An 18,136-nucleotide genomic window follows, 5' to 3' on the forward strand; every position below is an offset into this window, starting at 1 on the left:
GTGGGGGCACCGGGCTGGGCGCTGTTCGGGGAGGCAGGCGGTGGGCTGTTCGGGGCCGTGGCGGTCTGGCCAGGGCCGGAGGTGAGGCCCGGGGACGGGGAGCGGGGGCAGGAGCCAGGCGGCGCCGAGCAGGGCGAGGTACACGCCCGCGGCCAGCCAGGGGAACCTGGGGGGCTGGGCCTGCTGCACGCTCGAGCGGGCGGCGGCCTCGAGGTGCTCGCGCCAGGGGTGGCCGGGCGGCGCTTCCAGGGCGCTGCGGTAGGCCAGGCCGTAGCGCTCGTCGATCTGCCGCAGGGCGCGGGGGAGCTCGAGGCGGCTGGGGTAGAGCAGGGCCAGCAGGGAGAGCAGGCCCCAGGCCGGGTGGACCCACAAAGCCAGCGGCAGAAGCACGACCAGCGCGAGGAGTGCCCATTGCGCCCGCCGCCTCCAGGCCAGCCGACCCGCCCACTGCCGGTGCATGGGTTCAGGCTACAAAAGTTATCCGGCTGCTGGTGAGGACCTCGGCACACTCTTAGCCTCGAGCCATGCTCTTCTTCCCCAGACGGCGTGTAGGGGGTTTCGGCCTTTGGGTGATGATCGGGTTACTGCTGGCCGCGCTCTTCCTAGCCACGAGCAGCGGCAACGGCACCACGGCGGCGCTGGGACTCGTGGCGGTGCTGAGCTGCGCGGTGCTTTTCCTGGTCGCGCCGCTTTCGACGCTGTACCTGGCCCGTCCCGAGGGCTTGTGGGTGCGTTGGCTGCTGGGCTGGCGCGCTTGGCCCAGGGCGGCGATCCGGGGGGTAGGGGTGCGGGAGTTCAGGCTGATGTGGCGGGTGATGGGCCTGGGAGTGCCGGGCGCGGCACAGGGCTGGTTCAACGAGCGGGAACTGGGACGGGTAGAGGCTTATGTGGACCAGGGCTCGGGGTTGGGGGTGGTGCTCGAGCTGGCCGACGGCCACTGCGTGATCCTGACCCCTGCCGACCTCGAGGGTTTCCTGGACTACCTGCGCCGGCAGGGCTACCCGGTGGCTTGAACGGACCTTTTGCGAAAGGGCCTCCATGGGGGGTAGCGTGCCCGACCCAGCTATTGGCTATCCGCTATCGGCGACCGCTGCAAGCAGTCCGGTCACTTGGGATAGAGCGCCAGCCCGTTCACGACCGGGCGTGGCCGCGACTCGATGAGCGGCGAGCGCAGGGCGCCGCGCACGTAAAGCTGCGAGGAGCCGCCGCCGTCCATGCGGATGGCGCCCCAGACCCCCAGGCTTTGCAGGGCGCGGGCCAGCACCACCGGGGTGGTGGGCTCGGAGACCACCAGCCACAGGCCGCCCTCGAGGGTCCAGGCCACCGCCGATTGCAGGGTGGTGGCGTTCAGCGGGCGGGGGTCGGTGAAGGGCTCGCGCTTGGGGTCGAAGATGTTCTGCCCGGACTGGATCAGCAGGGGGCCGGCCTCGAGCGCGTACTGCACGGGGGGCTCGAGGCTCATCCGGAGCTTGAGGGTCTCCCCGGTGCGGGCGATGGGGGGGTCGGTGGCTGGGAAGCTCAGGCCCCACTGCCCCGGCTTGAGCTCGGCGGGGGCGGGCAGGGTGGCGATCACGCGGTCGCGCTCGACCACGGCCACGTTCTCGCCGGGCCGCCCCACCGGGCCAACGGCGGTGTGGGCGGTGAGCCGCGCCCGCCAGAGGTTGACGCCCACCGGGTAGCGCTGCCCGCTGGCCGTCTCGACCCAGGCCCCGAACTTGGGGAAGCCGCCGAAGATCTGCCCGTCGCCCCACAGCAGCGCGCTGCGGCCGAAGGGGAAGTTGAGCGCCACCCCGTCCTGGATCCACAGCCCGATGGGGGTGGCGGTACGGTTGTCGAAGTAGCCGCCGTTGAGCAGGGCCAGGGCGCGGGGGGCCATCTGGTCGAGGGCCTTGCGCAGGCCGGGCTGCCCCACCAGTTCCATGCGCCAGCTGCCGGGCGCGGCCTGGATCATGTACAGCCGCAGCGGCTCGGGGGTCCAGGCCCACTGCTCGAGGTAGCTGATCCCCCGGCTGAGGCTCTCGCGGGCCTCGGGCTGGAGGTAGTAGAAGTCGAGCACCAGGCGCCAGGGGTCCTCGAGGCCGTACTGCCGGTAGCGGTAGAGGCGCCCGGCGGGGGCCTGCAGGGTGAGCTGGGTGCCGTGGGGCAGGTAGCGGAATTCCAGGCCGAGGTCGGGGGGGAGCTTGAGGGCCTCGAGGTCGGGGAGGAAGTAGGGCAGCTCGAGGCTCAGGCGCCCCGGGTAGCTGGCCTCGCGCTTGTCCACCGGCAGGCTCTCCGGCAGGTCGAACACCAGCCGCACGCGCCCGCTCGAGCCGGAGTAGCGCACGCCGGCCTGGGGCACCTGCACCAGCCCCGCCGCCCGGATGACCTCGACGGGCAGCCGGTCCTCGCTGGGGGGCGGCAGGCTGGGCTCGATGGGCGGCGCCCAGCCGATGCCCTCGACGTAGGTCAGCTCGAGGCCCTCCCTCTTGAACACCACCGCGTAGCTGTCACGCAGCACGCTGAGCCCGAAGCGCTCAGCGGGAATCATCACAGGGCTTTGCGCAAACGCCAGAACGAGGAAAACACCCAGCGCCAGAATACGCTTCCACATCACGCCCCATTAAACCCGAGATCGTGAGGGAATCCAGTCGGCGTGGCTTTCATAATCGGAGGGGGCGGGGGGTGGGAAGTACGAGGTTTGTGGCCTGTGGCTCGTGGTGAAAGGTACCCCACCCCTTCCCTCCCCGCCCGCGGGGAGGGGGTATCCCCCCAGCCCCCCTTGCTAAGGGGGGTGACAAGGCGCCCCGCGTCTTGCGTCTTGCGTTTAGCTATCAGCTATCGACTATCGACCATCGACTATCGACTATCGACTATCGACTATCGACTATCGACTATCGACTATCGACTATCGACTATCGACCATCGACCCCTCACACGATCTCGAACTCGAGGTTGAGCACCTGCTCCGCACCCGGCAGCCGCGTACGGGAGATGTCCTGCCAGAGGGTGCGGGTCTGGCCGCGCCCGTGGTTGCCCACGTAGCTCGCCGAGCGGCTGACGGCGGTGCCGGCGAGCTGGGGCAGCGGGCCGGCGGTGCCGGTGGTGGGGGGAGGGGGGTCGGCGGTGAAGCTGAAGACGTTGGTGCCCAGCGCGGCGTGCTGGCTCACCAGCAGGCTGCGGCCGCTGTCGAAGAGGTTGTCGCTGAGCAGGCAACTGCCGAAGAGGTTGTAGAAGACCCGGCGACCTTCGCCGTCCTGGGTGGCCCCGATCAGGGCCTGCACCATGGCTTCGCTCACCGCCAGCCGGGTCAGGCGGTTGCCGCGGAGCTGGAAGTGGCCCATCAGGCCCAGCATCAGGATCTGGTTCTCCTTCAGCAGCGCCTCGAGCCGCTTGAGCGCGTCGGCGTTGGGGACGCTCTCGCCGGGGAATCCGTAGAGGCTGACCGCGCCGGTGATCTCGTTGGCCTCGAGCAGCACGAAGTCGTCCTCGTCGAGGGTGAGGATGGTCTGGGGCAGGGTCTCGCCGCCGGGGTTGAGCAGGACCAGCGCGGTGCCCGCCACCGCCCGCACGCTGGCCTTGCGGATGTCCTCGAGGGGGTCGGCGGCGATGTTGGGGTCGGGGCTCTGGGCGGAGAGCTGCAGGATGAGCTTGGTGTAGGCCACCGTCTCGCCCAGGCTCAGCACCTTGTTGAAGGGGGTGAGCCGCTCGGCGATGGCGGCGGCGAGTTGGGTCTTGGCCTCGGGCGGGAGGGCGCCCACGGCCTGGGCCGCCTTGGGCGCGGCCCGGCGGAAGCGGCCGGGGGAGAGGTCCTTGAAGAGCTCCTCGAGCACCGTGAAGCCCTCGAAGACCTTGAGCAGCACCTCCGCCCGCCGCTCGGTGCGGGCCTCGAGCACGTTGTCGCGCAGCCGCACCCGGTCGGGGCCCACCACCAAGAGCAGGCTGCCGCTGACGCCGCCCGTCTGGGTGCTCCCGGCGACGGCGCAGCCCTCCAGGCTCAGCTCGCCGCAGCGCACGAACTGGAGCCTCGAGGTGCCGTTGTCGGTGTCGGAGAGCACCTCGAGCTCGAAGTCGCGCAGGATCAGGCCCCGCAGGCCCTCGAAGCGCAGCCCGCCCTCCACCAGCACCCGCGTGCCCCGCCCGCAGCCCCGGATTTTGAGGTGGACGGCCTCCCGGACCTCGAGCGCCCCGACGCGGTGTTCCCCGTCCATCAGGCAGAGGCAGAGGTCGCGTTCGCCGCGCTCGAGCAGCGCCTTGAGGGCTTGCTCGAGGGTGGCGAACTCCCCGCCCTCGCCCACCGTGACCTCGCAACCGCCTCCGGTGGGTCGCCGGCAGAGCAGGTCCAGGGCTTCCTGCACGGTGCGGGCGTTTTGCAGGTCGGCGCAGCCGGGGGTATAGGCCACGTTGGCGGCCACGCTGAGGTCGGCGCCGAAGTCTATGAACTGGTTGGGCACGGGGTCGCCCTTGGGGTCGAGCAGTTCGGCCCGCGCCCGCTGGACCCCGGCGCTGCCCAGGGTCCAGGCGGTCTGGGCCAGGCCGTTGGCGTCGGTCAGGACGTGGCCCGTCGCCCCCAGGCTGCCCCCGCCGCCGAGCACCCGGAAGCGCACCCGCGCCCCGGCCACCGCCACCGCGCCGTTGGCGACGCGCACCTGCAGCGGCGCGAGCACCGGCTGGCCGGGCATGGCCTCCTGGCCGTCGCCGCCCACGTAGTAAAGCTGGAGCAGGCGGGTCAGGGGCGGGAAGAGCGAGCGGCAGTCGGCAGCATCCCCCGCCAGGCCCCAGTTGCCGCCCTGCCGGCGCAGCAGGCCCAGCGGGGCGTAGCGGTGCCGCACCCCTTCGGCCTCCTGGTGCACCGGGAGGGCAGGGGTGCCGCTGCGGGGCCACTCCACGTCGCCGGTCTCGACCCTGGCCGGGATCACCCAGTAGTCCCCGGCCCTAAACGCCGGGTTGCCCTGCTGGCGGAAGTTGACCTGCACGCCCTCTTCCAGCTCGAGCCAGCCCGCCGCGAGCGGGATCGCGCCGTCCTTGAGCGACCCGCCCGCCTCGCTATGGTCCCAGCGGCGCAGCAGAGGGTGCTGGAGGGCGTAGTCGGGGGCCAGCGAGCGGGCCTGGAAGGGGGCGCTGGGCAGGCCCTCCAGCACCACCTTGAGCGCGGAGGAGCCGTCGGCGCTCTCGAGGGCCTCCACCGTGACGACCTTGAAGAGCTTCTCGGGGGCCTGCAGGCCAGGGTCGTGCTGGCTGAGGCTGACGCGGTCGTCCAGCAGCTCGACCCAGTTCCCCGGCGCCAGGCCCAGCCGGGCGTCGCGGGGGGTCTGGGCCAGCAGGGCGGTGGTGCGGCTGTTGGTGGCGTCGTACTCGTAGCGGCTGACGGCGAAGAGCACCGAGCCGTTTTCCCGCGACCACTTGAAGCTGGCCTGGGCGAAGCTCCCGCCTGCGTGGATTTCCACCCGGTAGAGCTGGTTCTCCAGCCCCCGGTAGCCCGCGCCGGGGGGCACCTCGCAGGGATCCTGGCTGGTCTGGCTGGGCTCGGCGCGGGCGGCCAGCAACCCCGTGCCCAGGCCGGCGGGCGGGGCCCAGTCCAGGCAGCTCAGGGCGGCGTTGGGGTTGGCGTCCAGGCGGGTCAGGCGGGCCTGCCAGACGATGCGGGTGCGGGTGGTGGTGTCGGGGCCGCGCAGGGCCACCTCGCGCAGGGCGGGGCCGAGCTGGCCGTCGGCGAGGGCGGGGTCTTCCAAGTGGCTCAGGTGGCGCTCCCACACGTCGAGGTAGGCCAGGTAGAGCCCGTCCTCGCCCGGCAGGCTCACCAGGCTGCCCAGGTCGGGCTGGGCGGTGTAGAGCACGTCGGCGTCGTTTTCGCACAGGATCCCGCCCACGTAGTAGCGGCCCGCGCCCAGCCGGAGGTTGTTCCCCACCACGCTCAGCCCGAAGCCGGCGCCCCCGATGGGCCCTCCGGCGGGGCCCAGGCTGTCCTCGAGCGCGCTGCGGTGAAAATAGGTGCTGATGTCGTGCTGCTCGTTCCAGTCGGCGTCGAGCTGCACCCGCCCCTGCTGCATGCGCACGCCGGAGTAGCGTTTGCGCCGCTTGAACGTCAGCCGTGTGAAATCCCCCTTCATAAGCCTCCCTTCGAGATCAGGTCACGAAAAACAGCCCGGCCTCGAGGCCGAAGCGCAGATATTCCCCCAGGGCGATGCGCAGGTTGGCCTCGCGCTGGGCCTGTTTGAGGAAGCTGAAGGCCCCCATCTCCGAGCCGTCCTCGGCCCCCGTGCGGATGACCTCGGGGCAGCCGGGGGCCAGTTGCCCGTAGGCCGGCTGGCCGTAGCGCAGGCTGCTGAAGCTGGGGCGCAGCCAGGTGAGCACCTCGCGCCGGATGCGGTCTTTCTCGGCCTTGGAGGCCCCGGCGGCGGCCTCGAGCCGCCGGGCTAGCTCGAGGTCGGGCTGGCAGCGGTAGCGGCGGGGCACCCGCGCGCCTTCCGGCACGTAGCTGAAGCGCACGCAGCCTTTCTGGCGGCGCTCCACCCGCAGCACCACGTCGCCCGGGTCTTCGGGCTGCACGGCGAAGATCACCTCCGAGGCCTCGAGCTCCTTGAGGCGCACCCGGCCCAGCACCGTGCTGCGGATCAGGCGGGTGGGTGGGCCGAAGAGCGCGGCGTCGGCGGGGTCGGCCAGGGCGAAGTCGGCGGGGTCGGCGATGGCGAACTTGCCCTGGGTGTCGTGGACCAGGCTGTCGCTGACCTCCAGCCCCCGCACCGCCTCGCCCAGCAGCACGCTGCCGCAGATGCTCTTGCGCAGCACGACCTCCAGCCGCTCGTTGCGCTGGCCGGGGGTGGCCGAGGGCTCGACCCGCAGGAGGTGGCCCGGCAGCAGGGTGCAGTGCTCGAGCCGCAGGCCCCCCAGGTGGCCCGCCCGCACGGTGAGGTCGCCCTCGAGCAGGAGCCCGCCCAGCAGCAGCGAGCCGGGGTTGGCGCTCCCGGCGGGGGCGCTGCCCCGCACCTCGAGGTCGCCGCGCAGGTGGGGCCGGCGCCCCTCGGCCACCAGCCGCCCCAGCGGGCGCGACTTGGGCCGGGGCGGGGGCTGGGTGAGGTCCTCGACCACCGGCCAGTCGGCGGCCACCACGAACAGTTGCCGCCCCTCGGGGATCAGCAGGGCGTCGGTCCCGGTGAGGGATTCGGCGTAGCTGCGGCTGTCCATCAGGCAGATCAGGCCGCTTTGGGGCGGGTTGGGCTGGGTCTGGGCGCTGTTCCAGGCCTGGACGGCCTCGAGCAGGGTCTTGAAGACGGGCTCGCCCGCCACCGCCGGGATCTCCTGGCTCACCCCCGCCTGCCACTGGGGGGTGCGGGGCAGCAGGCCCTCGAGCGAGGCCCGGCGGTTGTAGGGGCCCCCGCCCAGGTCGCCGCTGAAGCCGTAGGCGTAGCTCACGGCCTTGGGGCCCTGCGGGGCGTAGGGGAACTGCGGGTCGGGCAGCTCGGCGGGGTCGGGGAGCAGGGTGAAGAGCCGTCCCCGCTCGGGGTCCACGGCCACGCGGGTGCGGAACTTCGAGCCGTCGGGCCGGGCGAAGACCTGGGTGAGGGGCGCTTTCCAGCCGGGGTGGTCCCAGTCCAGGTTGCAGACCGCGATCTCCTCGGGCTCCAGCGGCCGGGTGGGGCCCTCGAGCAGCACCTCGAGCGCCGCGTTCGTCCCGAAGTAGACCCCTTCGGGTGCCTCGCCCGCCACCAGCGCCCGCCGCCGCGCCCGCAGCTCGTCGGCCAGCGCCCGGCGGCGCAGCGGGGCGGGCACGTTGACCTCCTGGGCGAGCTGGGTGAGGGCGGCCTCGGTCTGGGGCGGGTTGAAGAGCGGGGCGTCCAGGCCCAGCGGGCTGAAGGTGTAGCGCCCCGGCCCCACCGCGCGGGGGGTGACCCCGGTGGCGGGGAGGGTCAGGGGCGGCAGGTCGAAGGGGCGCAGGGGGGCCTCGAGGGGGTAGGCCTGCAAGCGCCAGAGGAAGATCCCCACGTTGGGGATGTTGTAGCGCCCCCGCCCGCTGGCGATGCGCCGCACCTCGGCGCCGTGGGCCAGGGGGTCGAAGGGGCCGCCCACCAGTTGCAGCCGGTTGGCCCCGCGCAGCGAGGCGCTGCCGCCCTGGTCGGGGCGCAGGTGGTCGAGGTGCTGGGTGGAGGAAAGCCGGGCGAAGAACTCCACCGCGTGGGCGGGCCAGCCGGTGGTGTCGCGGGCGAGCTGCTCGAGCACGCTGGCGGTGCCCTTGCGGCGGCGGTAGGCCAGGGTGTTGGCCACGTAGGCCCGCAGGCTGAAGACCTCGCCCTCTAGCGGGTGCAGGTTGCGCACGCCCAGCAGGTCGCCCAGGTAGGGCACCACCCACTCCTGGGCGGTCTCGACGAACCAGTTGTCGTAGAGCCGGCGGATGTCCTCCTCCAGCAGCCGCCCCTGCTCGGCCAGCACCTCCAGCAGCGCCTTCAGGGGCGCTTCCTCGCCGTCACGCAGGCGGTAGAGGGCGGGGAGCAGTTGGTAGAGGTCCTGGCCGGTCATGGGGTCATCTCCGTGAAGACGAGGCGCTTGGGCTCGAGGGTGAGCAGCTGGGCCGGGAAGAGCTGGGTGGGCCGCAGCGGGTCGTTCCAGCGGGCCGGCAGGGCCGGCAGGTGGGGCTCGAGGCTGGGGCTGTTGTGGCTGAGGTGCAGGGCGTTGAGGTCCACGGCCACCACCCCATGGGCCCCCTGGATCAGGGCGATCACCTCACCGGCGCTGAGGCGCTGGGCGAAGGCCCGCTGCTCGAAGGCGAAGGCCCGCAGCAGGGCCTGCTCGACCTCTTCCAGCACCGCCTCGCGCTCGTAGCGGGGATCGGTGCGCACTTCGGCGCTCAGCGCGAAGGGGAGGGCCTCGTAGGACTGCATGCGGAAGGGCTGGTAGGGGTCGCCGTAGGCGCGGATGGCCTCGCGCAGGCGGGTGAACAGCTCGGAGCCGGGCTCGATGGGGGCGCCCGCCGCGCCGGCGATGGTCAGGTGGACCAACGGGCGCTCGCCCATCGGCAGCCAGGTAGCCCTGGCCTTGCCCACCCCGGCGAAGGTGCGGGCGAAGTCCTCGTAGTCCTGCAAGGAGACGATGCGCTCGAAGGTCATCACCGTGAAGGGCGCGTTGTGGCGGGCGTCGTCGCGGCTTTCGGGGTCCTGGGCGCCGCTAGGGGCCAGCGGGTTGCTCACGCCCTTGACCCCCAGGGGCCGGGTCAGGAGCAGGCTGAGCTGGCGGGCCTTGACCAGCCCGGCGAGCCCGGTCCCCACCCGGTACTTAGCCCGGACGTTCTCGCTGCCGCTGGGCAGCCGGGCCCCGCTGGCCCCGTCGCCGAAGCGCAGCGTCACCCTGCCGTCGTCGCCGATGCGGCGGGTGAAGACCTCCTCGCGGGGGCCCCGCCCGTACAGCGAGGGCACTTCGCTCCACAGCACCCCGTCCACGCGCAGCTCGAGGGTGCTCACCGCCCCCGAGGGGGTGCTGGCCGCCACGTGGGTGAGGGGGCTTTGCTTGAGGCTGAAGGCCTGGAAGGGCTGGGTGGCGTCGCCGCTGCCCAGCACCTCCTCCTTGCTCTCGCCGTGGGTGGCCAGGGCCACGTTGGCCTGCAGGCGCACCGTGGTGCGGTCGTAGCAGTAGGTCAGGGGGGCCTGGAGCTCGAGCCGGCTGTGCTCGGGGTCGGCGAGGTCGGGGAAGTCGGCCAGCCGTGCCACCTCGCTCACCTCCTCGTCCTGGGGCAGGGCGGGAAGCTGCCGCAAGGCCTCGCGCCGCAGGGTCAGGGTGCCCTCGAAGCCCCAGGCGTCGCGCAGGCTCCAGACCTCGCGCCCGTCGCCCAGGGGCTTGGGCGGGGCCAGCACCAGCAGCGAGTCCTCGGGGAGGATGCCCCGCCCCGCGCTGCCGCCCGCGCCCTCGAGCCCGCCCTTGCGCTCCTCCCGCAGCCCGACGCGCAGCCGCTTGCCGCTGACGATGAGCGCCTGGTTCTTGCTCAGGTCGGGGGCCAGGGAATCGAGCTCGAGCTCCTTGCCCCATAGCTCGAGCTCCAGCGGGTGCTCGGCCAGGGGCAACTCCTCGCTCTGGGCGAAGACGCTGGCCCCGCGGGGCGAGAATTTCTCGACGTGCTCGCCGGAGACCTCCAGCCGGGTGCTCTTGCCGGAGATGTTGTAGCGGCTGAGGCTCTCCTCGCCCACCTTCCGCACCTCATAAAGCTCGACGTAGGGCGGGCTGTCCGGCTGGGCCAGCACGACCCAGCTTCCGGCCTTGACGGGCTCGTACACCGCGTCCAGGTTGAGCACCGTGGTCCCGGCGGCGAACTTGGCGTCGGCCCACTGGTTCTGCTTCGAGGCGAAGGCCCCGGCGACGAAGCTGTTGTCCTGGGGGTTGCGCTCGCCGATGCGCAGCGCTACGGGCAGCGCGGCCCACTCCGGCGCGTTGTGCCCGAAGAGGGCGGCCCGCAGCCGCAGGGCGAAGACCCTGGGCCCCTTGCCGGGGGGCCTCACGCGGGGAACCCGGCTGCCCAGGGGCTCGAGCCAGCGCAGCAGGGTGCGGCCCTGCTCGGGCTGGGGGATCACCTCGCCGAGGCGGCGGAACTCCCAGCGCTCGGTGTCGGTGCCCGCCCGGCGCTCGTCGCCCACGATCAGGATGGGGTCGCCCGGCTTGAGCTGGGTGCTGGTGCCCTGCAGGTAGAGGTGACGGTCGCCGAAGGCCGGGTAGCGCAGCTCGCTTTGGCGCGGCCTGAGCGCGTTCCAGTGGGGCCGGGCGGTGATGGCCTCGACGGTCTCGTAGGTCTGGGCCTGCTCGCCCGGCCCCGGCAGGCTCTGCACCCGGGTGCCGGTGGGGATGGGCACCAGGGCGGGGGCGCCGGGGGCGGTCTCGAGCTCGAAGGCCAGGTAGGTGCTGGCCGCGACGCCGGGGCGCAGCTCGTAGCCGATGGCCCGGGCGAGCTCGAGCACGCTCAGCCGCTCGGTGGCGCTGCGCAGGTAGCCCTCCTGGGCGATGCGCTCCTGGTAGAAGCTCAGCACGTCCAGCACGCCGGCCCAGGCGTCGAGCAGGGCGAGGGTGGGGTCGTCGTCCTGGCGGGTGGTGAGGGCCCGCAAAGGGGCGTACTGGCCCAGCCGCGCCAGCATGCTCGCTTTGAAGCGGGCGTGGGTGCCCACCCGGTAGGCCAGGGCGCTGAGCCCCGGAGGGTTGTGGATGGGGCTGGGGGTGAGGGTCTGGGTGCCCTCGCAGCAGCCGCAGGGGTCGAGCTTCATAACCCTCCCTTCATCGCCAGCTCGAGCCGTCCGAACTCGGGCCGGCTGGGGTCGTTGTCGAGCCGGATCACCTCGAGCCGCCCCGTGCTCAGCACCCCCTCCTCGAGCTCCCTGGCCGGCGTCTTGCCGAAGCGCTGGAAGCGCCGCACCTCCACCGAGGCCACGCCGGGGACCGCCAGGGCCTGCCGGTAGACCTGGCTGAGGTAGAGCGGGTCGCCGAAGCTGAAGCGGTCGGGGTGGAAGAAGGCCGGCCCGGTGGGCAGCTCGCGGGTGCTGAAGGCCTCCTCCAGCGCGGCCTCGACGCCGGAGCGGAACTGCCCCGCCGCCACGCAGACCTCCAGGGCCAGATCCACCGGCACGAAGCGGGGGCCGTCGATCTCGAGGTCGTAGCCCGCCATGCGGAAGCGCTCCAGGTGCCCCAGCAGCTCCTCCTCGAAGGCGGCGTCCACCGGGCGGCCCCCCTTGCGGTCCACGCTGACGAAGACGGTGTACCAGCTCCCGGTCCAGCGGAAGGTGGCGGCGGCCTTCTGCACCTCGGGGTGGCGCTGGGTGACCTCGGCGTAGTCGGCCTCGGTGACGGCCCGCTCCTGGCGGCGGAAGGCCTGGGGCGCGTACTGCCGCACCGCTTCCGGGCTCTCCGGCTCGAGCCCGCCCACCGCCGGCAGGGGGTTGCGCACGCGGAGGACACCGCCCGCGGGAAAGCCCTGCGGGCGCACCAGGTGGGCGATGGCCTCGGCCCCCACGTTGCCCGCGGGCCCGTTGCCCACGCGGTAGACCGCCTCGAAGGCCACGCCGGGGGTGGGGGCCTGCCCCAGCACGTCGTCGCCGAAGCGGAGCTGGCCGCGCCCGTCCTCGGCGACCTCGAGCACGAACTCCCGCGCGAAGCGGTCGCTGGCGAGCAGGTCGCGCCGGGGCTGCCAGGCGAGGTTGCGGTCGCCGCCCTCGAAGAGCACCATGGCCGGGCGCACCTCGCTCATCTCCCAGCGCAGGGCCTGCTGGGCGGGGGCCTGGGGGTCGAAGGGGGCCCGCTGGGTGACGGGCCCGCGCCCGGGGGTGAGGGCGTGGGGCGGGCGGCGGGCGGCCCTGAGCTCTTCGGGCCCCTGCGTGCGCCCGTGGTCGGCCAGCGCCACGTTGCCCCGCGCCACGCTGACCTCCGTGAGCGGCTGCCCCTCGACCACGCCGGAGAGGCACAGCGCGAAGGGCAGGGCGTCGGCTACCGCCCACTCCACCTCCAGCAGCGGCAGGGGCTGGGCAGGGTTGGCAGGGTCGGGCACCAACGGGTCGAGGCCCGGCGTGACCCGGCTCAGCCGCACCACGTGGCGCTTTTGCCGGTCGGCGTCGGCCTCGAGCCCGCTCTTCGCCCCCCTCACCTCCTCGAACAGCAGGTAGTCGCCCACCTCCAGCCGCAGCTTGGCGCCAGGGTCCTGCAGGGTGGCCCGGGTGGCCCCTTTGGGCAGGCAGCACGCCTCGTCGCCCCAGGTGTGCAGCGCGATCCGGTTGTGGGCCTGGAAGAGGGGCAGGTCGTGCAGGGTCTCGAAGGCCTCGGGCGTCTGGGTCAGGGCTTCGGCGAGCTGGTCGGGGGAGAGCAGGGTGCCGGCGGCCTCGAGCCGGGTCAGCAGCAGGCTGCCGGGGCGGTGGGTGCTGGGATCGGGGCCGGGCAGGACCAGGCCGTCGGCGGCGGGGGCGACCTCGAGGCAGACCCAGGCCCGCGCGTTGCAGCCGTCGTGCATGGGGTAGTCGAGCAGCCGGGCGTGCCGCCGCAGCGAGACGCGCTGCCGCGCGGTGCCCAGGTAGGCTTCGGTGGCCACGGCGTCCTGGTAGTAGCTCAGGTGGTCGCCCACGTAGGCCAAGAGCTCCACCAGCACCACCTGCAGGTCGGCGGGCGGCCCCTCCTGCCCGCCGGGCATGAGCAGGGCCAGCCGGTCGAGCATCAGGCGGCGGAAGCTGGCGTAGTCCTTGGCCAGGTAGTCCAGGCGGGGCTCGGGCAGGACCCCGGGCGGGCACTCCTCCCCCGGGGCGCAGTCGAAGTCGCTGGGGCACTCGACCTTGAAGGAGAACTCCACCTCGGCGAGCTGGGCGTCGAAGCCGGCGGGCGGGGCGGGGGTGGAGGGGCTTTGCACCAGCCGCAGGGTGTAGCTCGAGTAGTCGCCCTCCTGCTCGGTGCGGATCACCAGCACCTGCTGGGGGTCGGGCAGACTCGTGAAGTAGCGGCGCTCCTCGAGCGTCACCAGGCTGTTGGGCAGGCTGGCGGCGTCGGCGGGGTTGGTGGAGAACTCCGAGGCCACGTAGGCCCAGCGCACCCGCACCCCCTTGACCCGCACGCCCCCCTCGAGGCGCACGTTGCCCTGGCGCAGGGGCGGGTTGATGGCCTTGAAGCAGCGCAAGAGCAGGGTGCGTTGCCGCTGGGCGGGGCTGGGGGCCTCCTCGTCGAGCACCTCGAGGTAGTCGATGCCGTTGTAGTCCACCCCGTCCAGGCCCGGCTGGGCCAGCAGCAGGGCGCGGGCGGGGTTCTTGCAGCAGTACTGGGTCATGACCGCCTCACAGGCTGTGCTCGAAGCGCTCCACGCGCCGCTCCTGGGTGCGCCGCACCACGTACTGCACGGTCACCTCGAGGGTGGCCTCCTGGCTTTGCACCCGCACCGCCTCGACCAGGATGTAATCGGCCAGCCACTGCTGCAGGGCCCCCTGCACCGCGAGCTGGGTGCTCGAGGCCAGCGGCTCGCTGTTGGGCTCGAAGACCAGCCGCAGCAGCCCGCTGCCGAAGGTGGGCCGGTTGACCCGCTCGCCGGGGCTGGTGAAGAGCACCTGCTCGATCAGGTCGCGCACGTAGGCGTCGCCCTCGGTGGCGGCGGTGCGCCCCTGGCCGGAAATGCGATAAGGGAAATCCATGTTCACGCCAATCCCTCCCTCAGCTTCCCCTGACCCGCGTCTGGGTCATCACCACGCTGACCCCCGTGCCGTTGGGGGCGCAGACGGCCTGGCTGTCCTGCAAGAGCACCGGCACGCCCCCCACCCGCACCCGCGTGGCCGCCGTGACCCACTGGGCCGTGACGCAGGGCATGGGGTTGCCCGCCGGGGTGGTGAAGGGGCAGCCCGCCACGCTGTGGGGGGCGCTCTGGGTCACCACCATCTGGCCCATCACCCTGACCCTGGGGTTGGGCGCGGTGGCCTGGGCTTGCCCGCCGTGCAGGCACAGCACGGTCGCACCCTGGTGCAGCAGGAAGCCGGGCACTAGACCACCTCCAGGGCCCCGTTGTTGACCGAGACCTGCGGCCCACTGAGCTTGATCACCCCGCCCATGCCGTTGTTGATCTCGATGCCGGTGGCGCTGAGCACGATCTTCTGGCCGCTGGCGGTCTCGAGGGTGATCCCCCCGATCCCCGGCGTGTCGTCGAGCAGGATGCTGGTGCCGCCCGAGGTCTTGAGCAGCACCTTCTGGTCGGGCAGGGGCAGCAGGGTGGGGGGCATCTCGGCCAGCGAGCCCCACCAGGCCCCGCTCCAGATGGGGTATTCGGGGTCGCCGTGCTCGAACTCGATCCACACCCCCGCCCCCACCTTGGGCAGGGCGAAGAAGCCCATCCCGCTCCCCCCGAAGGGCGCACAGGGCATGGCCCAGCCGCTCTCCTGATCCCCCATCACGTCGGGCACCCGCGCCCGGACGCGCCCCAGTTGCAAAGGGTCGCGGTTGTCGCTCACCACGCCGCGGTATTTGCCGTAGAAGTTGGGCATAGGGTCACCTGTTCAGAGGGTCGATGGTCGATAGCTGATAGCCGATAGCCGAACGCAAGACGCAAAACGCCGAACGCCTTTTGGGAGACTCCCTCCCCGCCGGCGGGGAGGGACGGGGAGGGGTGTCTTTCCCACACGCCACGAGCCTCGAGCCAAAGGCTGGACGCGGGTGGATGGGATGTTGCTTCCTGAGAGAAGTCATATGCGAACCTAGAGCGGAGGCAGCACGGGCAGCAGGGTGCCGATGCCCTCGCGCGAGAGCCCGAAGCTTTGGGTGTAGCTCGACTGCCGCACGTCGATGCGGTGGGTGACCTGCCGCACGTAGTAGTAGCCGTCGTAAGAGAGGCCCACCCCGCGCAGCCCCACCAGGCGGCGGTTGCGCAGCACGTGGCCGTAGCGCACGGTGTCCAGGCTGCCGCGCACCTCGACGGGCTCGGGGGCCGACATGCTCTGCGAGAGGCCGGCCAGGGCGGCCTGGGCCGGGTTGCGATTGGCGCTGTCGCGGGTGAGGGCGGTGCGCAGGGCGGGGGCGGGCTCGGCGCTCAGGGGCGGGAGGCGCAGCGAGGGCAGGGCGGGGATGGGGATGGAGGTGCGGGTGAAGGGCTCGACGAAGACGCCCCTGGAGGCCACCGGGGCCAGGGCGTCGTTGCCGACGTGCAGCGACTGCACGTTGCTCAGCGAGCCCAGGTTGAAGCTCAGGGTGGGCTGAGGGATGCCCAGGCGGTTCTCCGGGCCGAAGTAGGCGGTGGTCACGCCGGGGGCGGTGGGCTCGAGGTAGAACACGAAGCCGTTGCGCCGGGCGAGCTCCTGCAGGAAGGCCCGGTCGGTGCCCTGCTGCCAGGGGGTGCGGTAGAGCATGAGGGGGAAGTCGGTGGTGGGGGTGGCCAGCGGCACGACGCCGTAGCGGGCGTAGCGGCTGGCGATGACCTGGTTGAAGATCAGGAAGTCGGGGCGGTTGTCGTAGGGCTCGTTGCGCTCCTCGAGGTCCATCATCTGCCCCACGTCCTGGCCCATCACCGTGAGCCTCGAGCCCCCCGCCTCGGCGCTGGGCTCGATCTGGTGGTGGGTGATGACCCCGTTGATGAGGGCGTGGGGCACCACGCCCATGATGGCCGCGACCACCACCAGCGAACCCGGCTCGAGCGCGCCGCTCTTGAGCAGGGTGTAGTCGAGGCTCTTGTCCTTGTGCAAGGCGAAGACCAGCCGGAAGCCGCTGGGGGCGCGGTCGTTGAAGTGCACCTCCACCTCCTGCAGGGCCCGCATGGCCTCTACGGGGGCGGGGCGGGGAAGGTTTTCCCCCATCCACAGCAGCACCCGGATACCCAGCACGCCCGTGAGCACCTAGACCTCCGGCATCGCCACCCGGATCAGGCGGCCCACTTCCTCGAGTTCCTCCGGTTGCAGCACCGCGTTGGCGTCGCAGACCCGCCAGAACTGCGCGGGGTCGCCCAGGTAGCGGGCCGTGAGGTTGTCGAGCCGCTCGCCCTGGGTGAAGCGGTGCTCCAGCAGCAGCGTGGAGGCCGACAGCGGCGGCAGGAAGCGCCGGCGCACGTAGCGCACCTCGCGCTCTTTCCCGTCCGCGTCGCGGCGGGTGAGGGTGGCGGTGGGCAGGGGGTAGTAGCGGCTGCTGGGGTCGAACATGCTAGCCTCCGATCGAGGGCAGCTCGGCGAGGTTTTCCACGCTGCCGAGGGTGGCCATGACTTCCTTGGCGATCTGGTGGGCCATGAACAAAGCCCCGCCGGGGCTGAGCAGGCCGTAGTCCTGGTAGGTCAGCACCTGCAAGTCCAGCCGCACCCTGGCCCGGATGGGGTTGAGGCTGGGGTCGAAGGCCTCCTCGGTGATCTGCAGGCCGCTGAGCTTGACCGGCACCACCCGCCGGGGCCCCCACACCAGCACCGTGAAGGGCGCTTCGGGGGGCACCACCTCCACGATGCCCAGCCGCAGCAGCACCTCGTTGGCGATGACCAGGCCCGACTTGGGGTACAGCAGCATCTCCAGGGCCGAGAGGGCGGGGTAGACGCCCATGCTCACCGCGCTGTCCTTGGCCTGCTCGAGCTGGTCGGCGGCGTCGATCTCGACCTCGAGGCCAATCGTCTCGCGCGGCGGCCCCTTCAGCCGCAGGATCTCGCTCTGCTCCGCGCCGGCCTGGGGGGTGAGGGCGCTGGCCTGGATGGAGCGGGTGAGGGTGTCGGGGTTGTACTGGAAGACGATCACGCTGGCGACGGGGTTGAGCACGTCGAGGCCGATGAGGGCACCTTTGTGCACCTTGGGCGAGCGGGGAAAGCTGGTCATGGGGGGCCTCCGGCGGGGTTCACGGGCCCCTCCGCTGGTCGGGGCGCTCACCGGGCTCGCGGCACTCCCCGCGGAAGAGCTCGCCGCGGGGCAGGGGCACGCTGTCGAAGAGCCGCAGGTGCTCGGGAGCGCAGGAGATGGGCGTGCCGACGATCTGCTCCACCTGCCGGGGCGTGAGCCGCAGCGAGGGGGGCGGCGGGGGCGGGGGCTCGAGGAAGATCAGGGCGCGGCGCAGCGGGCGGTAGATGGCCTCGAGCCGCTGCGAGCGGGTCAGGCGGCCAGTTCCCGAGCGCCCGGTGCGGAACTGCTCGACCTGGGCCTCCACCTCGGCCCGCACCTCGGGGGGCAGCCCCTCGCCGGTGACGTGCTGCTCGGCCAGCGGGTCGGGCTGCCCGGCCTGGGGCACCGCCAGGGTGCGCTCGAGGTGGCCCAGCAGGTCGCGGTTGGCCACCTCGCGCCCGCCGCTCGAGCCGAAGAGCTCCCCCTGCCCCTGGGTGGGGATGGGCGCGTCAAGGGCGGCTTGCCCCGCGTCGCCCCGCAAGAGGAACGCGCTGCCCCGGGCCCCGCGGATGGCCGCCCACCGGCCGTCGCGGGCCCGCCGGGCCCTGCTGCCCCCCAGCTCGAGGCTGCCCTCGAAGCCGCCCGGGCGCTGCCGGGTGAGCGGCCCCTCGGGGGAGGTGTTGCCCACGATGCGGCTGACGCTGTAGCCCTCGCGGATGCGGGCCACGGCGGTGCCGAGCATCTGCTGGTACTGGGTCTGCCAGTCGGCGCGGGGCACGGCCTGGGCGTACTCGAAGAACAGCGGCACGGTCACGGGCTGCGGGCGGGTCGGGGGGGTAGGCTGGGCGGGCGGCGGGCGGCGCACGCAGCTAAAGTCCACCCGCGGCGCGCTGCAGGCGCAGAC

Annotated in this window: 13 protein-coding genes and 1 pseudogene; 1 reads left to right on the forward strand and 13 read right to left on the reverse strand. The window is 72.6% G+C overall.

Annotation, left to right across the window (positions count from 1 at the left end):
- Positions 1-459, reverse strand: a pseudogene (locus MEICH_RS29175) (hypothetical protein); the annotation flags it as partial.
- A 65-nt stretch (positions 460-524) separates the two neighbouring features.
- Here MEICH_RS29175 and MEICH_RS0104835 point away from each other — a divergent pair.
- Positions 525-1,013: a PH domain-containing protein gene (locus tag MEICH_RS0104835; RefSeq protein ID WP_027891669.1), complete on the forward strand. Its 489-nt coding sequence runs from the start codon at positions 525-527 to the stop codon at positions 1,011-1,013.
- A gap of 92 nt (positions 1,014-1,105) precedes the next feature.
- On the opposite strand, the gene MEICH_RS0104840 is transcribed toward MEICH_RS0104835, so the two are convergent.
- From MEICH_RS0104840 to MEICH_RS0104895, 12 genes are all read right to left on the reverse strand, one after another.
- On the reverse strand, positions 1,106-2,527 hold the full coding sequence (locus tag MEICH_RS0104840) for a phosphodiester glycosidase family protein (protein WP_051303916.1): 1,422 nt from the start codon (positions 2,525-2,527) through the stop codon (positions 1,106-1,108).
- A 382-nt stretch (positions 2,528-2,909) separates the two neighbouring features.
- A complete protein-coding gene (locus MEICH_RS23665) occupies positions 2,910-6,086 on the reverse strand; it encodes a DUF6519 domain-containing protein (RefSeq protein ID WP_051303917.1) in 3,177 nt (1,058 codons plus the stop codon).
- A gap of 16 nt (positions 6,087-6,102) precedes the next feature.
- A complete protein-coding gene (locus tag MEICH_RS0104850; protein ID WP_027891671.1) occupies positions 6,103-8,490 on the reverse strand; it encodes a hypothetical protein in 2,388 nt (795 codons plus the stop codon).
- Positions 8,487-11,210 carry a putative baseplate assembly protein gene (locus tag MEICH_RS0104855; protein ID WP_027891672.1) on the reverse strand — a complete coding sequence of 908 codons (2,724 nt, stop codon included), beginning with the start codon at positions 11,208-11,210 and terminating at the stop codon, positions 8,487-8,489. The genes MEICH_RS0104850 and MEICH_RS0104855 overlap by 4 nt, the downstream gene beginning before the upstream one ends.
- Positions 11,207-13,741, reverse strand: a complete 2,535-nt coding sequence (locus MEICH_RS0104860) for a baseplate J/gp47 family protein (protein WP_027891673.1) — start codon at positions 13,739-13,741, stop codon at positions 11,207-11,209. Before MEICH_RS0104860 ends, MEICH_RS0104855 begins: the two co-directional genes overlap by 4 nt.
- A 7-nt stretch (positions 13,742-13,748) precedes the next feature.
- Positions 13,749-14,099, reverse strand: coding sequence for a GPW/gp25 family protein (locus MEICH_RS0104865; protein WP_218916386.1), 351 nt, complete (start codon positions 14,097-14,099; stop codon positions 13,749-13,751).
- Positions 14,100-14,118: 19 nt separating this feature from the next.
- Positions 14,119-14,442 carry a hypothetical protein gene (locus MEICH_RS0104870; RefSeq protein ID WP_027891675.1) on the reverse strand — a complete coding sequence of 108 codons (324 nt, stop codon included), beginning with the start codon at positions 14,440-14,442 and terminating at the stop codon, positions 14,119-14,121.
- Positions 14,442-14,939 (reverse strand): phage baseplate assembly protein V, encoded by a 498-nt coding sequence (locus MEICH_RS0104875; RefSeq protein WP_027891676.1) that lies wholly within the window; start codon positions 14,937-14,939, stop codon positions 14,442-14,444. The genes MEICH_RS0104870 and MEICH_RS0104875 overlap by 1 nt, the downstream gene beginning before the upstream one ends.
- Before the next feature lie 210 nt (positions 14,940-15,149).
- Positions 15,150-16,280: a hypothetical protein gene (locus MEICH_RS0104880; RefSeq protein WP_027891677.1), complete on the reverse strand. Its 1,131-nt coding sequence runs from the start codon at positions 16,278-16,280 to the stop codon at positions 15,150-15,152.
- Positions 16,281-16,580, reverse strand: coding sequence for a hypothetical protein (locus MEICH_RS0104885; protein WP_027891678.1), 300 nt, complete (start codon positions 16,578-16,580; stop codon positions 16,281-16,283).
- Between the two features lies 1 nt (position 16,581).
- Entirely contained in the window at positions 16,582-17,232 is a 651-nt protein-coding gene (locus MEICH_RS0104890) for a hypothetical protein (protein WP_027891679.1), read from the reverse strand.
- A gap of 19 nt (positions 17,233-17,251) precedes the next feature.
- A partial coding sequence (locus MEICH_RS0104895) for a hypothetical protein (RefSeq protein ID WP_027891680.1) occupies positions 17,252-18,136 on the reverse strand: 885 nt, incomplete at its 5' end.

The sequence above is a fragment of the Calidithermus chliarophilus DSM 9957 genome, from assembly GCF_000430045.1.
GTDB lineage: Bacteria > Deinococcota > Deinococci > Deinococcales > Thermaceae > Calidithermus > Calidithermus chliarophilus.

Coding starts and splice junctions, on each gene's coding strand:
- MEICH_RS0104835 (WP_027891669.1), top strand. CDS start 525: ATGCTCTTCTTCCCCAGACGGCGTGTAGGGGGTTTCGGCCTTTGGGTG.
- MEICH_RS0104840 (WP_051303916.1), bottom strand. CDS start 2,527: ATGATTCCCGCTGAGCGCTTCGGGCTCAGCGTGCTGCGTGACAGCTAC.
- MEICH_RS23665 (WP_051303917.1), bottom strand. CDS start 6,086: ATGAAGGGGGATTTCACACGGCTGACGTTCAAGCGGCGCAAACGCTAC.
- MEICH_RS0104850 (WP_027891671.1), bottom strand. CDS start 8,490: ATGACCGGCCAGGACCTCTACCAACTGCTCCCCGCCCTCTACCGCCTG.
- MEICH_RS0104855 (WP_027891672.1), bottom strand. CDS start 11,210: ATGAAGCTCGACCCCTGCGGCTGCTGCGAGGGCACCCAGACCCTCACC.
- MEICH_RS0104860 (WP_027891673.1), bottom strand. CDS start 13,741: ATGACCCAGTACTGCTGCAAGAACCCCGCCCGCGCCCTGCTGCTGGCC.
- MEICH_RS0104865 (WP_218916386.1), bottom strand. CDS start 14,099: ATGGATTTCCCTTATCGCATTTCCGGCCAGGGGCGCACCGCCGCCACC.
- MEICH_RS0104875 (WP_027891676.1), bottom strand. CDS start 14,939: ATGCCCAACTTCTACGGCAAATACCGCGGCGTGGTGAGCGACAACCGC.
- MEICH_RS0104885 (WP_027891678.1), bottom strand. CDS start 16,580: ATGTTCGACCCCAGCAGCCGCTACTACCCCCTGCCCACCGCCACCCTC.
- MEICH_RS0104890 (WP_027891679.1), bottom strand. CDS start 17,232: ATGACCAGCTTTCCCCGCTCGCCCAAGGTGCACAAAGGTGCCCTCATC.